The following is a 15,236-nucleotide window of genomic DNA, read 5'->3' as shown; positions in this document are numbered from 1 at the left end:
ACCCCAACCCCTCTCCCGCAGGGAGAGGGGCTTTGAGCATGACCATGCCCTGGCGTCATCGCCTGCGTCTGCTGCGCCGTGGTGCGTGGTATGCGCTCGCCGCCGTCTTGCTGCTGTTGGCGGTTGCAAGTGGCATCGGCAGCCGCCTGCTGCCGCTTGCAGAGCGCAACCCGCAGAAGATCGCCGCATGGCTGGGTGAGCGCGCCGGCAGGCCGGTCGCGTTTGACCGGGTGCAGACCGAATGGACGAGGCGCGGGCCGCTGCTGCGTCTGGACAATCTGCGCGTGGGGGAGGGCGCAGACCCGTTGCGGATCGGCGATGCCGAGATTCTGGTTGCGCAATACGCCGGCCTGTTGCCGGGGCGTTCGTTCACCGAACTGCGCCTGCGTGGACTGGACCTTGCACTGGAACGCAGCGCCGATGGCACATGGCTGGTGCGCGGCCTGCCGGGCCAGCAGCAAACCGACGGCGGTGATCCATTCGCGGTGCTGGAACGGTTGGGTGAGTTGCAGGTCTCGCACGCGCGCCTGCGCGTGCATGCACCCGAGCTTGGCCTGGACCTGCAACTGCCACGCATCGACCTGCGCATGCAGGTGAACGGCTCGCGAATCCGCACCGGCGCGCGTGCATGGTTGCGCACGGAGGCAACGCCGTTCGAGATGTCGCTGGATTTCGACCGCAGCAGTGGCGATGGCCGCGCACATGCAGGCAGCGACAGCAGCGATCTGTCCTTGCTGGCGGGAAAATTGGGAATTTCCGGCGTGGGTGCAGTGTCGGGCAAGGGCCGCGCGCAGGCCTGGGCGCAGCTGCGCGGGCATCGCGTGGTTGCGTTGCGGGCCGTGGCTGACCTGAATGATGTGGTGCTGCGTGGCGTGCCGATCGCCGCCGGCATGTCGCCACCGGAACGCGCATTGGGCCGGCTGGAACTGGATGCACGCTGGGCCGGCGACATTCGCCAGTGGCAGGCCAATGCAACACGCTTGCGGGTGGGCGATGGCGCTTCAAGGCAGGTGCTGGACGGACTCGCGGTGCAGGGTGGCGAGGTATTCGGCATGCAGGCGCAGCGGGTGGATGCCGCGCCGCTGCTGGCGGTGCTGGCACTGAGCGATGGCCTGAACCCCGGTTTGCGACGCTGGCTGGCGGCGTCCGCTGCCGGTGCGGTATTGCAGGACTTTGACCTGCACGGCAGGCGCGGCGGCGCATTGCAGGTGCAGGCGCGCATCGACGGTTTGCAGTTTGCGCCGGTCGGCAACACGCCCGGCATGCGGGGCGTGCAGGGCTGGCTGCAGGGCGACCGCGATGGCCTGCGCCTGCGTTTCGATCCCGACGCACAGGTCGCGTTCGACTGGCCGGTGGGCTTCGGCGTGCCGCATGCCTTCACGCTGGATGGCGAAGCGGTGGCGTGGCGCGATGGCGATGGCTGGACGATCCACACGCCGGGGCTGGCGCTGGGCGGTGATTTGCAGTTGAAGGCGCGTGGCGGCATCGGTCTGCCGAATGACGGCACCCGGCCGCGCCTTGATCTTGCGGTGGAAATCGGCGAGACGCCGGTATCGAAGGCACCCGGTTTCTGGATTCATCACCTGATGCCGAAGGCGACCGTGCAGTGGCTGGATCGTGCCTTGCAGGGCGGTCGCCTGCACGAGACCCGCGCGTTGGTGGTGGGTGATCTGGACGACTGGCCGTTTCGCAACGAGCCGGGCATGGCCGGTGCCGGACTGTTCCGCGCGCAGACCCATATCCGCGATGGCGTGCTGAAGTTCCAGCCGGACTGGCCGGCGGCGGAGCGCCTTGATGCCGAAGTGCGTTTCGTCGCCGATGGCTTCAGCGTGGATGGCAGCGCGCGACTGGCCGATGTGCCGGTGTCGCACCTGCGCGGTGGTATCGCGCGGTTCGGGCGCGCGCAATTGCAGGTCGATGCCGAAGCCGGCGGCGATGCCGCGAATTTCCTGTCCATGCTGCGCAGCAGTCCGTTGCACAAGCCCTATGGCGACATCATGGACAACCTGCGTGCCAGCGGGCCGGCGCAGGCGCAGTTCAACATGCTGTTGCCGCTACATGCGAATGCCGGCAAGCAGACCATTCGCGGCACGGTGGAGCTGGCCGGTGCCAAGCTGGGCGAACAGCGCTGGAAGCTGGCCTTCGACGATGTGCGCGGGCAGGCGCGTTACGACGAAGGCGGTTTCATCGCCGATGGCCTGCGCGTGCGTCACGACGGCATGCCCGGCCAGTTGTCATTGCGCGCCGGGCCGCATGTGCGGGATCGCGCGCATGCGTTCGAGGCCGAGATGCAGGCGCAGGCGGACATCGATGGCCTGCTGGAAAAGACCGATGGCATGGACTGGCTGCTGCCATTCGTGCGCGGCAATTCCACATGGATCGCCGCGCTGGCCGTTCCGCGCGGCAGTGATGCACCAGGCCGGCTGCGCCTGCAATCGAATCTTGCCGGCACCGCCATCGACCTGCCGGAACCGCTGCGCAAGCCGGCCGCGCAGGCCTTGCCGGTGGCGGTGGATCTGCAGCTTCCGCTGGGAAAGGGTGAGCTGGAAGTGACGTTGGGCAGGCTGCTTTCGCTGCGCAGCCGCAGTCTGGCGAATGGGCAGACCGGCGTGGGCATTCGTTTCGGCGGCACGCGCGCAGAAGCGCCTTCGACACATGGACTGTCCGTGCTTGGGCAGGTGGCGAAGCTGGACGCGCTGGACTGGATCGCGGCGATTGCCGGCAGTCGCGAAGGCGAAGGCTTGCCGCTGCAACGCATCGACGTGACCGCCGAACGCCTGCAATTGCTGGGTTCCAGCTTTGCCGATGCACGCCTGCAGGTGGTGCCTGCATCGCGTGGCACGGCAGTACAGGTGGACGCACCGACGCTGGCCGGCGCGTTGCTGGTGCCAACGCAGGACGGTGCGACGGTTGCCGGTCGTTTCGATCGACTGCATTGGGCCTTGCCCGGCAAGACGAATGCGGTCGCTGCGAATGCCGCCGCGACGACGCCGGCATCGCCGCGTGCGCCGGGCTTCGATCCTGCCCGCATCCCGCCGCTGCTGATCGACGTGGCCGATCTGCGCATCGGCAGCGTTGCGCTGGGGCAGGCGCGTTTTCGCAGCACGCCCACCGCCGCTGGTCTGCGCATGGATCAGATCACGGCCACGGGCAGCCAGCAGCGTTTGTCCGGCAGCGGCCTGTGGAGTGGTCGCGGTGATGCGGCGCGCACGCAGCTGGCGCTGAAGATCGACAGTGATGATGTTGGCAAGCTGCTGACCGGGCTTGGGCTTGGCGGACAGGTGGGTGGCGGCAAGGGCGGTTTCGATGTGGATGCGCGCTGGCGTGGCGGGCCGGATGCGTTCGCGCTGGCAACGCTGGATGCCGGCGTGGTGGTCGATGTGCGCAATGGTCAATTGCTTGAAATCGAACCCGGCGCGGGCCGGTTGCTGGGCCTGCTTGGCGTTGCACAGTTGCGGCGTCGGTTGACCCTGGACTTCCGCGATTTCTTCGAGAAAGGCTTCGCCTTCAATCGCATCCACGGCAACGTGCGCGTGGGCGGTGGCAGTGCCAGCAGTGATGACATGGCGATCAACGGCCCTGCTGCCGACATCCGCCTGCACGGCAGCGCCGATCTGCGCGCAAAACGCTTCGACCAGACCGTGGACGTGCTGCCCAAGTCCGGCGGCATCCTGACCGCAGTGGGTGCGCTGGCAGGTGGCCCGGTGGGCGCGGCCGTGGGCGCGGTGGCCAATGCCGTGCTGGACAAGCCGATGCAGGGCATCGGGGCCAAGACCTATCGCATCACCGGGCCGTGGGCAGCGCCCAAGGTGGAAGTGATTGATCGCAATGCCCCATCGGCACAGGCCAAGCCGCAGGCCGATCCATCAGGTTGAATGGCGCAGGTTGAACCATCGCACATCGCCGCCATTTTGATACGAACGACAACAGAAGCAGACCGCATGACCGCACTGACCATCGCCGAATCCCGCTTGCTTGTTCCCGCAGGCCTCGACACCGCCGCGCTGGAACGCGCCTTCAGCGCACTGCTGGGGCCGGGCATCGATTTCGGCGACCTGTATTTCCAGCATGCACGGCGCGAGAGCTGGAGCATGGAAGACGGCATCGTCAAGGATGGCGCGCATTCCATTGAACAGGGCGTGGGTGTGCGCGCGATTTCGGGCGAGAAGACCGGCTTCGCCTATTCCGATGATCTCGATGCACAGGCGCTGCTGGCTTCCGCGCAGTCCGCCCGCGCCATCGCCCGCGATGGCCGCGCGCATGGCGCGCATGCCTTGCAGCGTGCAAGTGGCCGTGCGCTGTATCCGGCACTTGATCCGGTCGATGCGCTGGACAACGCCGCCAAGGTGGAAGCACTGCGCCGCGTGGATGCGCTGGTGCGCGCGCTGGACCCGCGCGTGCAGCAGGTGATGGTGAGCATGACCGGCGGTGTGGATACCGTGCTGGTGGCACGCAGCGATGGCGTGCTGGCTGGCGACGTGCGTCCGCTGGTGCGGATGAACGTGCAGGTGATCGTGGAGCAGAACGGGCGGCGTGAGTCGGGCTTTGCCGGTTTTGGCGGACGCTATTCGTATGAAGAGCTGCTGGCCGATGACAAGCCGGAAAAATTCGCGCGCGAGGCATTGCGGCAGGCGCTGGTAAATCTTGAAGCCGTGGATGCGCCCGCAGGCACGATGCCGGTGGTGCTCGGCCACGGCTGGCCGGGCGTGCTGCTGCACGAAGCGGTGGGCCACGGGCTGGAAGGCGACTTCAACCGCAAGGGCACGTCAACCTATGCCGGCAAGATCGGCCAGCGCGTTGCATCACCCGGTGTCACCATCGTGGATGACGGCACGCTGGAAGGCCGGCGCGGCTCGCTCAACATCGATGACGAAGGCACGCCGACCTCATGCACCACGCTGATCGAGGACGGGATTCTGGTGGGCTACATGCAGGACACCTTGAACGCGCGGCTGATGGGCATGACGCCGACCGGCAACGGCCGCCGCGAATCCTTCGCGCATCTGGTAATGCCACGCATGACCAATACCTACATGCGTGCCGGCACCCACGACCCCGAGGAGATGATCCGCTCGGTCAAGCGCGGCCTGTATGCGGTCAACTTCGGTGGCGGGCAGGTGGACATCACCAGCGGCAAGTACGTGTTCTCCGCGACCGAGGCCTATCTGATCGAGGACGGGAAAATCACCACGCCGGTGAAGGGCGCAACCCTGATCGGCAACGGCCCGGAGACCATGCAGAAGGTGGCGATGATCGGCCATGACCTTGCGCTGGACGATGGCGTTGGCATCTGCGGCAAGGATGGGCAGAGCGTGCCGGTGGGCGTGGGCCAGCCGTCCTTGCTGATTTCCGAATTGACCGTGGGCGGGACGAAGGCGTGATGTTTCGCCTGCGTTCGTCGCGCGCTACATCTGTAGGTGCGGAGCTTGCTCCGCACAGAATGCACGTTTGCGGAGCAAGCTCCGCAGCTACGTCATTCGCTGTCCTCGTCGATCTCGGCATGTTCCGCCAACAAATCCCGCAGCTCGCGGAACAGTTCCCGGAACGCGCGCGGGGGTTTGTGCTTCGCCCGTTCTTCGCGCGCATTGCGTACCAGTTGCCGCAGCTTCTGGCGGTCGGCATCCGCATGCGCGGCCAGCAGGTCGGTCATCGCCGCGTCGCCGTCATCGCCCAGCAGCGCATCGCGCAGCGCCTCGGCGCGATGCAGCACCGCGGTTTCGCGCTTGCCCGCTTCGCCGTCCTTGCTCATGGCATCGCGGATCGCGTCCAGCACTTCGTCATCCAGCTTGCGCATCTGCTTGGCCAGAAACGCCTGCTGCCGCTTGCGCGCGATGTGCGAGGTGATCTTCTGGGTGTCGCGGATATGCGGCATCAACTCGTCGGGGATGGGCAGCTTCGCCAGTTGCGCGGCGCTCATCGCCGCCAGTTGTTCGCCAAGTTCCAGCACGTCCAGCGCCGCGCGCCGTTGGGCGCTGCGGCTGGGGCTGAGGAACTGGCCGGTGTCTTCGTCGCGTCCACGCATTGCAACAGGATAATCCATTGAACGCTTCGACTTCAGAACTTGCTGCTTCACAACAGGCCACCGTCACCGACGACAGCCGCGAGCGCCTGCAACGCCTGTCCGCCACCGCCCAGCGCCTGCTGGAACGCGCCCGCGCCAATGGCGCGACGCAGGCCGAGGTCACCTGCAACGAGGACAGCGGCCTTGCCGTCAACGTGCGCATGGGCGAGGTGGAAACGGTGGAAGCCACCCGCGACCGCGGTATCGGCATCACGGTCTATTTCGGCCAGCGCAAGGGTAGCGCCAGCACTGCCGACCTGCGCGATGCCAGTCTTGAAGCGACCGTTGCGCAGGCCTGCGCGATCGCGAAGCACACCGAGGAAGACCCGGCTGCCGGCCTTGCCGATGCCGCGTTGATGGCCGCGACCCAGCGAGAGTTCGACACCTGGCATCCGGCCGCGTTCAATGCCGAGCGCGCCATCGACATCGCACTGGCCGCCGAGGCCGCGGGCCGCGACGTGGATGCGCGCATCGGCAATTCCGACGGTGCATCGATGAATGCCAATGCCTCGCTCAGTGTGTATGCCAATTCGCACGGCTTTCTCGGCGCGGAGCGCGGCACTTCGTACAGCATCGGCTGCGCGCTGATTGCAGGCAGTGGCGATGCCATGCAGCGCGACCACTGGTACAGCGTGGCCTTGGCCGAAGGCGATCTGGAATCGCCCGAGGCCATCGGCCGCAAGGCCGCGCGGCGCACGCTGGACCGGCTCGATCCGCGCGGGCTGCCCACCTGCGAAGTGCCGGTGCTGTTCAGCGCGGAAATGGCGCGCTCGCTGGTGGGCAGCTACATCAACGCGGTGTCTGGCGGCGCGTTGTACCGCAAGGCCAGTTTCCTGCTGGACAGCGTGGGCACGCAGGTATTCCCGGAATGGTTCGGCATCGACGAAACCCCGTTCCTGCCGCGTGGTTTCCGTTCCGCATCATTCGATTCTGAAGGCGTCGCCACTCGCGAGTCGGCGCTGGTGCGCGGCGGCATCGTCCAGCGCTATGTGCTGGGCAGTTATTCCGCGCGCAAGCTGGGGCTTGCGACCACCGCCAATGCCGGCGGCGTCCACAACCTGGTGGTGAAGGCGAATGCCGGCGATCTTGCTTCGATGCTGCGTGGCATGGGCCGTGGCCTGCTGGTCACCGAACTGATGGGGCAGGGCGTGAACGCGATCACCGGCGACTATTCGCGCGGCGCGGCGGGCTTCTGGGTGGAGAACGGCCAGATCGCCTACCCGGTCGATGGCATCACCATCGCCGGCAACCTGAAGGCCATGTTCGCGGGCATCGAAGCGGTGGGCAGCGAGTTCGACCCGCGTTCCCACATCCGCACCGGGCCGATCCTCATCGGTCGCATGACATTGGCAGGGGCGGGCTGAATGCGTATTGGCGGCAGGATTTCATCGCCAAATGCGTTATGTTCCCTGAGCCGCGCATTCCGCGCCGAACCGGGAGTTCCAGATGGATATCGATGAAGTCACCAAGTCACCGCCGCCGCCATCGGGAACGCCGTCGCAGCAGGAGCGGCAATGGGCGATGTTCGCGCATCTGTCTGCTCTGGCAGGTGGTCTGCTGACCTCGGCCATGGGTGGCTGGGGTTTCTTCATCGGCCCGCTGGTGATCTGGCTGATGAAGAAGGATGAAATGCCGTTCGTTGGCGATCAGGCCAAGGAAGCGCTGAACTTCAACATCACGGTGTCGGCGATCTTCCTGATCCTGCTCATCCTGAGCATCCTGACCCTGGGCATCGGTTTGCTCATCACCGGGCCGATCATGCTGATCGTCGGCATCGCCGCATTGGTGCTGACGATCATCGCTGCGATCAAGGCGAACGAAGGCGTCGCCTACCGTTACCCGTTCAACGTCCGCCTGGTGAAATAAGCAGGCCTCAGCGGTCGCGCTCGACCACCATCCGGCCGAGCGCGGCCAGCGCGTCGGTGTTGGCACGGAGTTCTGCCAGCGCGTCGCGCATCGTCACGGACAACTCTGCCAGCCGCTTGCGGCTGGCTTCCGCGCCGATCAGCGCCGGGAACGTCGCCTTGTCCTGCGCCGCGTCCTTGCCGGCAGTCTTGCCCAGCGTGGCGGCGTCGCCTTCGATATCCAGCAGATCGTCGCGGATCTGGAAGGCCAGCCCCAGCGCGTCGGCGTAGCGGTCCAGCGCTGCACGACCCGCTGCATCTGCACCTGCCGCCAGCGCACCAAGCCGCACCGCACAGCACAGCAGCGCGCCGGTCTTGAGTGCGTGCAGGCGTTGCAGTGCATCGATGTCGATGGCCGCTGCATTGCCGGTGGCATCGATATCCAGCGCCTGCCCGCCACACATACCGGCCATGCCGGCAGCGCGGGCGAGTTCCGCCAGCATCGCTACACCTCGCTCCGCAGGTAGTGGTGCGTCTGCGAGCACCTCGAAGGCCAGCGATTGCAGGGCATCGCCGGCAAGGATGGCGGTGGCTTCGTCGAAGGCGACGTGTACGGTGGGCTGGCCGCGACGCAGGGCGTCATCGTCCATCGCAGGCAGGTCGTCGTGGACGAGCGAATAGCAGTGGATCAGTTCCACGGCGACCGCTGCGGTGTCCAGCGCGTCTTCATTCGCACCGAAGGCAGTGCCGGTGGCATAGGCAAGCAGCGGGCGCATGCGCTTGCCGCCGTTCAGCACGCCATGGCGCATGGCCGCGTGCAGGCGTTGCGGTGCGGTGTCGGGCGAAGGCAGGGCGCGAGCCAGCGCGGCTTCGACCCGCGCGCGCCATGCCGCGAATGCGTGCTCAGGGGGCATCATCATTTGCGTCGAACGGGCGGGCGTCGTCGGGACTGGCCGGGTCGCTGAGCAGGCGCACGCGCAGTTCCGCCTGTTCCAGCGCGGTCTGGCAACTGCGGTACAGGCCAACGCCACGCTCGTAGGCGGCCAGTGATTCCTCCAGCGTCATCTCGCCGGTTTCCATCTTGCCGACAAGGTCTTCCAGCGCCTGCATCGATTGCTCGAAGTCGGCGACCGGGGAGGTGTCGGGTACGGGTTTCTTTGCCATGCGCGGAGTTTACGCCAGCCGCGTCCAGTGCAGCCGCGCGCCGTGTTCGTGCAGCCATGCCGTCATGCGTGCGGACAGGATGGCGTCGCCTGCAGCCAGCAATTCGCCGTCCTTACCGGAAAGCAGCGGCAGGCGTTCGCGCTGCAATGGCGGGATGCCGGCGTCCTGCAGGACATGCTTGAGCGCGTGCGAATACGTGCGGCCCGGCAGCACGATGCGTTCGCCGCCCGCGCGTGCATGGACGCGCAATGGTGTTTCGAAGCGCGATGCACCGATCAAGGCCAACGTGCCGCCGGTGGGCAACACAAGTGGCGAGCTGCCGTCCCATGCCTGCGACCAATCCGCGGGTAGTGGTTCACGGATGACGCCTGCATGCAGCAAATCTCGCCAGCGCTGCACGCGCGCACCGGCCCAGTCGAAGCGTGGCGTGGCGTCGTGTGCTGCGGCCAGCAATTCACCTTCGATGCGGGTAATGCCATTGCCCGGCAGCGGCGGCAAATCGCGTTCGGCAATCCAGCGGCGCAGCACCCGCGCACGGCGTTCGGGTGGCAGTGTGCGCAGTGCATCGATGCGCAGGCCGTCGTCATCGGCGCGTGCAGCATGCAGCGCGGCGGCATCTTCGGCATCGAGCAAACCCGTTGCTTCACGTGACAGTGTGGCGCTGCGGGCGAAGGCATCCGCAGCATGCGGCCAGCGCTGGCGCAGCAGCGGCATCACCCGGTTGCGCAGGAAATTGCGATCGAAGCCATCCTCGCCATTGCTGGTGTCTTCGATCCAGCGCAGATCATGCCGCGCGGCGTAGTCGTGCAGGGCATCGCGCGAAACATCCAGCAGTGGCCGCCACAGCCAGCCACGCGCAAACGCGCGCCACGGCCGCATCGCCGCCAAGCCGTCAGTGCCCGAGCCGCGCAGCGCACGCAACAGGAAGGTTTCCGCCTGATCGTCGCGATGATGGGCAAGTGCGAGGATTTCGCCATCGCCCAGTACACCGGCAAACGCCGCATGCCGCGCCTTGCGCGCAGCACCTTCAATGCCGAGGCCGCTGTCGCGTTCGACGGCAACGCGCACGATTTGCAGCGGCACGTGCAGCGCATCGCACACCTGCTGGCAATGCGCCGCCCATGCATCGGCATCGGCATGCAGGCCGTGATGCACATGAATCGCGCGCAGCTCGTCGTGTTGCTGCGTCAGCAGATGCAGCAGGACGGTGGAATCCAGCCCGCCGCTGAAGCCGAGCAGCAGCGGGGCACGGCGTGGTGGGTCAGGCAAGCGCACAGCGGTTCAGCCGAGCAGTTCGGTGAGATCGGTGGGCATCAGTTGCCGGTAGTGCAGCACGGTCAGGATTTCCACCTGCCTGCATCAAACCCTCACGCTGCCAGCTCAAGCTGCCGCAGCACGTCCTCCGCAGCGATCAACTGGCCGTCGTTGGCTTCGTCGATGCCTTTTTCGATGGCGCGATGCAGTGCTGCCTGATAGATCAATTCTTCCCAACGGGCGTCGTCGGGCAGTTCGTCCACCAGTTTGTGGGCTTGCTGTTTGAAGATGGCGGACATGGCGGGTGCCCTGCGAAATTGCGATGGGGCCATCCTACTACGCTGACCTGCGCAGCCGGGCAAGCTGGGCGCTGCCGGATCAGGGCGCGACGTCGTAAGCGCCGTACCCGCGCAGGCGCTGGTAGCGGCGTTCCAGCAGTTCGTCGGTGGGCACGCCGTCCAGCGCGTCCAGTTCGTTCAGCAGCACCGCCTTCAGGCGCTTGGCCATCTGCACCGGGTTGCGGTGCGCGCCGCCGATGGGTTCGCGCACCACCTTGTCGATCAGGCCCAGCCCCAGCAGGCGCTTGGCGGTCATGCCCAGTTGCTCGGCGGCATCCTTGGCCTTGGCGGCGTCGCGCCACAGGATCGAGGCGCAGCCTTCCGGGCTGATGACGGAGTAGGTGCTGTATTCCAGCATGATGGTGCGGTCGCCCACGCCGATGGCCAGTGCGCCGCCGCTGCCGCCTTCGCCGATCACCGTACACAGGATCGGCACGCGCAGCTCGGCCATTTCCAGCAGGTTGCGGGCGATGGCCTCGGACTGGCCGCGTTCCTCGGCGTCGATGCCGGGCCATGCGCCGGGCGTGTCGATGAAGGTCAGGATCGGCAGGCCGAAGCGCTCGGCCATCTTCATCAGCCGCAGCGCCTTGCGGTAGCCCTCGGGCTTGGGCATGCCGAAGTTGCGCTTGACCTTGGATTTGGTGTCGCGGCCCTTCTCGTGGCCGATCACCATCACCGGGCGTCCGTCGATGCGCGCAAGACCGCCAACGATGGCGTTGTCATCGGCAAAGGCGCGGTCGCCGGCCAGTTCCTGGAACTCCTCGCAGATCACCCGCAGGTAATCCAGCGTGTACGGGCGCGAGGGGTGACGCGACAACTGCGAGACCTGCCACGGGGTGAGGTCGCGGAAGATGGTCGCGGTGCGCTTGCGCAGCTTTTCCTGCAGGGCATGTACTTCGGCGTCGATGTTGACCGCCGGGCCGTTGCTGGCATGCCGCAGTTCCTGGATCTTGGCTTCCAGGTCGGCGATGGGCTGCTCGAAGTCGAGGTAATTCGGATTCATCCCGGCAAGTTTAGCCCAGCGGTGTGCCCCATACCGAGGCGTAGGCTCAGGCCCAGGGCTTGGACAACTGGACGCTGACCGTGCCCACGCCGGGCAGGCTGCGCAGCAGGCCGGGCAGGGCGGCATCCACCCGCAGGCCGCGCCCGCCGTTCAGGGTGAGCCTGCCGACGCCGGCTGCGGTGGTGGCTTCCAGCAGGATTGGCACTTTGCCGGCATGGGTGTCCAGCACCCGTTCGAACTGTTGCAGCGCGCCGGGGGTGCGCAGGTCGATGCGGATCGACACCCGCTGCGCCTGCTGGCCGCAGACCTGGGCGAAGTCCCAGCAGCGGCTGGCGCGCAGGGCGAAGCCGCCACTGAACTCGTCCTCGCGCAGGTCGCCTTCCACCACCAGGATGCGGTCGCGGGTCAGCAGTTGTCCGTATTCCTTCCATTCGTCGCCGAAGAAGGCGCATTCGATGCGGCCCCGGCCATCTTCCAGTTGCACGAAGGCCTGCGAATCACCGCGCTTGCGCATGCCGACCACTTGCCCGGCCACCACTGCCTGCATCTGCTGACGCCAGCCCTTGCGCGCTTCCTGCGGGCGGTTCTCCCAGAGCGTGTCCAGCGATGAAAGATCGTGCCCGACCAGCCGCTGCAACTCGTCGCGGTACGGGTCCATCGGGTGGCCGCTGAGGTAGTGGCCGAGGGTTTCGCGCTCGCCCTGCAGCTTCTGCGTCAGCGGCCATTCGTCGCATTCGGGCAGGTCGATGGCGATGTCCGCCGCGCCCGTTGCATTGCCGAACATGTCCACCATGCCGGCTTCGCGGTTGCGCGTCATCTGCTCGGTGGCCTTCAGTGCTTCCGGCAGTTGCAGCATCAGCGAGGCGCGGTTCTTCGCCAGTGCATCCATCGCGCCGGCGTGGATCAATGCTTCCAGCGTGCGCTTGTTGAGGCCGCTGGCGGACACGCGCTTGCAGAAGTCCAGCAGGTCGCGGAACGGCCCGCCCTCTTCACGTGCTGCGGCGATGGCTTCGCACACGCCCTGACCCACGCCCTTCACCGCGCCGATGCCGTAGCGGATCGTGCGCGCATCGGTGGCTTCGAACATGTAGGTGGAGGCGTTCACGTCCGGCGGCAACACCGCAAGTTGCAGCGCGCGCGCCTCGTCGAGGAAGCCCACCACCTTGTCGGTATTGTCCATGTCGGAGGACAGCACCGCCGCCATGAACTCCGCCGGGTAATGCACCTTCAGCCATGCGGTCTGGTAGGCGACCAGCGCATAGGCGGCAGAGTGCGACTTGTTGAAGCCGTACTCGGCGAACTTCTCCATCAAGTCGAAGATCTGCGCGGCGGTGCGCGGATCGACGCCGCGCTCGGCTGCGCCGGCTTCGAACTTGGCGCGCTCCTTCGCCATTTCCTCGGGCTTCTTCTTTCCCATCGCGCGGCGCAGCAGGTCGGCGCCGCCCAGCGAATAGCCGGCCAGCACCTGCGCGATCTGCATCACCTGTTCCTGATACACGATCACGCCGTAGGTCGGTGCAAGCACCTGTTCCAGCGCGGGGTGCGGGTAGCTGACCTCTTCGATGCCGTGCTTGCGGTCGCACCATTGCCTGTCCATCCCGCTGCCCAGCGGGCCGGGGCGGAACAGCGCGGCCAGCGCGATGATGTCTTCGAAGGTGTCCGGCTTCGCCCGCTTGAGCAGTTCGCGCATGCCGCGCGATTCGAACTGGAACACGGCGACGGTATCGCCGCGTGCGAACAGTTCGTAGCTGGGCTTGTCATCCAGCGGCAGTGCGCTGATGTCCAGCGGTGCATCGCCCTGCGTGGCGCGGCGTGCGTTGATCGCCTTTACCGCCCAATCGATGATGGTCAGCGTGCGCAGGCCGAGGAAGTCGAACTTCACCAGACCCACGGCTTCCACGTCGTCCTTGTCGAATTGCGTGACCGGGTTGCGGCCACGGCCCGTGCCATCGTGTTCGGCGAACAGCGGGCAGAAGTCGGACAACGGGCTGGGCGCGATCACCACGCCGCCCGCGTGCTTGCCGGCGTTGCGGGTCAGGTCTTCCAGCTTCAGCGCCAGATCGACAAGATCGCGCACGTCCTCGTCGGTTTCGTAACGCTCCTTGAACTCGGCGATGGTGTAGCCGTCCTGCTGCTGCGCACGCTTGCTGCGGCCGATCACGTCCTCCAGCGACAGCGGATCCGCCGGTTGCAGCGGGATCATCTTGGCAAGGTCGTTGACCAGGCCGTAGCCGTGGCCCAGCACGCGGCCGGTATCGCGCAGCACGGCCTTCGCCGCCATCGTGCCGTAGGTGATGATCTGCGAAACGCGGTCGCGCCCGTATTTGCGCGCCACGTAGTCGATCACCTCGTCGCGCCGATCCATGCAGAAATCGATGTCGAAGTCCGGCATCGAGACACGTTCGGGGTTGAGGAAGCGTTCGAACAGCAGGTCGTAAGGCAGCGGGTCGAGGTCGGTGATGCCCAGCGCCCACGCCACCAGCGAGCCGGCACCGGAGCCGCGCCCCGGCCCGACCGGGATGCCATGTTCCTTGGCCCAGTTGATGAAGTCGGCCACGATCAGGAAGTAGCCGGGGAAGCCCATCTTGACGATGACATCCAGCTCGGTTTCCAGCCGCGCTTCGTAATCCTCGCGGGTCTTGCCGGGCGCGAGTGGTGCCTTTGCGAGGCGCTTGGCCAAACCTTCGCGTGACTGGCTGCGAATCCAGCTATCCAGCGTTTCGTCGGACGGCACCGGGAACGCGGGCAGGTAATAGGTGCCGAGGCGCAGTTCCAGATTGCAGCGCGCGGCCAGCGCCACCGCGTTGTCCAGCGCGTCGGGCGCGTCGGCGAACACGTCCGCCATTTCGTCGGCGGATTTCAGGTATTGCTGCGGGCTGTAGTCGCGCGGGCGGCGGGCATCGTCCAGCACGCGACCGGTGGCGATGCAGACGCGGGCCTCGTGTGCGTCGAAGCCGTCGGCATCGAGAAAGCGCACGTCGTTGCTGGCGACCACCGGCACGCCTGCGCGCGCGGACACGTCCAGCGCGAAGGCGTTGTAGGCATCCTCGCCGGCGCGGCCCGTGCGCAGCAGTTCAAGGTGCAGGCGTTCGCCGAACGCAGCCTGCAAATCGTGCAATGCCTGCTCGGCATGGTCGGCGCGGCCTGCGGCCAGCAACTGTCCGGGTTCCGAGTTGAGTCCCGCGATGGCGAACAGCCCCTGCGTGCCTTCGCGCAACCACTGCGGGCGCAGCACCACGCCGTCGTGGCGATGGCCTTCCATCCACGCCTGCGTGAGCAATTGCGACAGCCGCAGATAGCCCGCTTGATCGCGGCAGAGCAGGGTCAGGCGGCTGGGCGGGGCGCTGCCTTCGGCAATCAACACGTCGGCACCGGCTACCGGCTTGATGCCGGCGTTCTCCGCCGCCTTCCAGAACTTCACCAGCGCGAACAGATTGTTCTGGTCGGTCAGCGCCACCGCCGGCAAACCGCGCGCGGCGCAGGCCGCGACCAGTTCCTTGATGCGGATGGTCGAATCGACCAGCGAGTATTCGCTGTGCAGGTGGAGATGGGCGAAACGGGCGGGCATCGTG

At 66.7% G+C, this 15,236-nt stretch carries 11 protein-coding genes; 4 read left to right on the top strand and 7 right to left on the bottom strand.

Translation table 11 applies throughout. The annotated features are described in order from the left end of the window. Nucleotides 1-38: 38 nt before the first annotated feature. Nucleotides 39-3,875, top strand: coding sequence for a YhdP family protein (locus QM612_RS05655; RefSeq protein ID WP_415252922.1), 3,837 nt, complete (start codon nt 39-41; stop codon nt 3,873-3,875). A gap of 66 nt (nt 3,876-3,941) precedes the next feature. Next, complete coding sequence (gene tldD, locus QM612_RS05650) at nt 3,942-5,381, top strand: metalloprotease TldD (protein WP_415252921.1); 1,440 nt, start codon at nt 3,942-3,944, stop codon at nt 5,379-5,381. Between the two features lie 92 nt (nt 5,382-5,473). On the opposite strand, the gene yjgA is transcribed toward tldD, so the two are convergent. Beyond that, a complete protein-coding gene (gene yjgA, locus QM612_RS05645) occupies nt 5,474-6,022 on the bottom strand; it encodes a ribosome biogenesis factor YjgA (protein ID WP_415252920.1) in 549 nt (182 codons plus the stop codon). Between the two features lie 17 nt (nt 6,023-6,039). On the opposite strand from yjgA, the gene pmbA reads away from it, so the two are divergent. Together pmbA and QM612_RS05635 are read left to right on the top strand one after the other, a co-directional pair. Continuing rightward, nucleotides 6,040-7,425 (top strand): metalloprotease PmbA, encoded by a 1,386-nt coding sequence (pmbA, locus tag QM612_RS05640; RefSeq protein WP_415252919.1) that lies wholly within the window; start codon nt 6,040-6,042, stop codon nt 7,423-7,425. Nucleotides 7,426-7,507: 82 nt separating this feature from the next. Further along, complete coding sequence (locus QM612_RS05635; protein WP_415252918.1) at nt 7,508-7,927, top strand: DUF4870 domain-containing protein; 420 nt, start codon at nt 7,508-7,510, stop codon at nt 7,925-7,927. Nucleotides 7,928-7,934: 7 nt separating this feature from the next. Here the strand turns inward: QM612_RS05635 and QM612_RS05630 are convergent, their stop codons facing one another. The 6 genes from QM612_RS05630 to dnaE form a co-directional block, all read right to left on the bottom strand. Continuing rightward, a complete protein-coding gene (locus QM612_RS05630) occupies nt 7,935-8,819 on the bottom strand; it encodes a polyprenyl synthetase family protein (protein ID WP_415252917.1) in 885 nt (294 codons plus the stop codon). Next, on the bottom strand, nt 8,809-9,069 hold the full coding sequence (locus QM612_RS05625; protein ID WP_415252916.1) for an exodeoxyribonuclease VII small subunit: 261 nt from the start codon (nt 9,067-9,069) through the stop codon (nt 8,809-8,811). The genes QM612_RS05630 and QM612_RS05625 overlap by 11 nt, the downstream gene beginning before the upstream one ends. 9 nt (nt 9,070-9,078) lie before the next feature. Next, a complete protein-coding gene (tilS, locus tag QM612_RS05620) occupies nt 9,079-10,344 on the bottom strand; it encodes a tRNA lysidine(34) synthetase TilS (protein WP_415252915.1) in 1,266 nt (421 codons plus the stop codon). Nucleotides 10,345-10,436: 92 nt separating this feature from the next. Next, nucleotides 10,437-10,622: a hypothetical protein gene (locus QM612_RS05615; RefSeq protein WP_415252914.1), complete on the bottom strand. Its 186-nt coding sequence runs from the start codon at nt 10,620-10,622 to the stop codon at nt 10,437-10,439. Between the two features lie 79 nt (nt 10,623-10,701). Further along, entirely contained in the window at nt 10,702-11,664 is a 963-nt protein-coding gene (locus tag QM612_RS05610; protein ID WP_415252913.1) for an acetyl-CoA carboxylase carboxyltransferase subunit alpha, read from the bottom strand. Nucleotides 11,665-11,710: 46 nt separating this feature from the next. Continuing rightward, the gene (gene dnaE, locus QM612_RS05605) at nt 11,711-15,232 is read right to left on the bottom strand and encodes a DNA polymerase III subunit alpha (RefSeq protein WP_415252912.1); all 3,522 of its coding nucleotides are present in this window, start codon (nt 15,230-15,232) and stop codon (nt 11,711-11,713) included. Nucleotides 15,233-15,236 lie beyond the last annotated feature (4 nt).

The sequence above is a fragment of the Thermomonas sp. genome, from assembly GCF_047606765.1.
Classification (GTDB): Bacteria; Pseudomonadota; Gammaproteobacteria; order Xanthomonadales; family Xanthomonadaceae; genus Thermomonas.
This window is presented reverse-complemented; position numbering and strand designations above follow the sequence as displayed.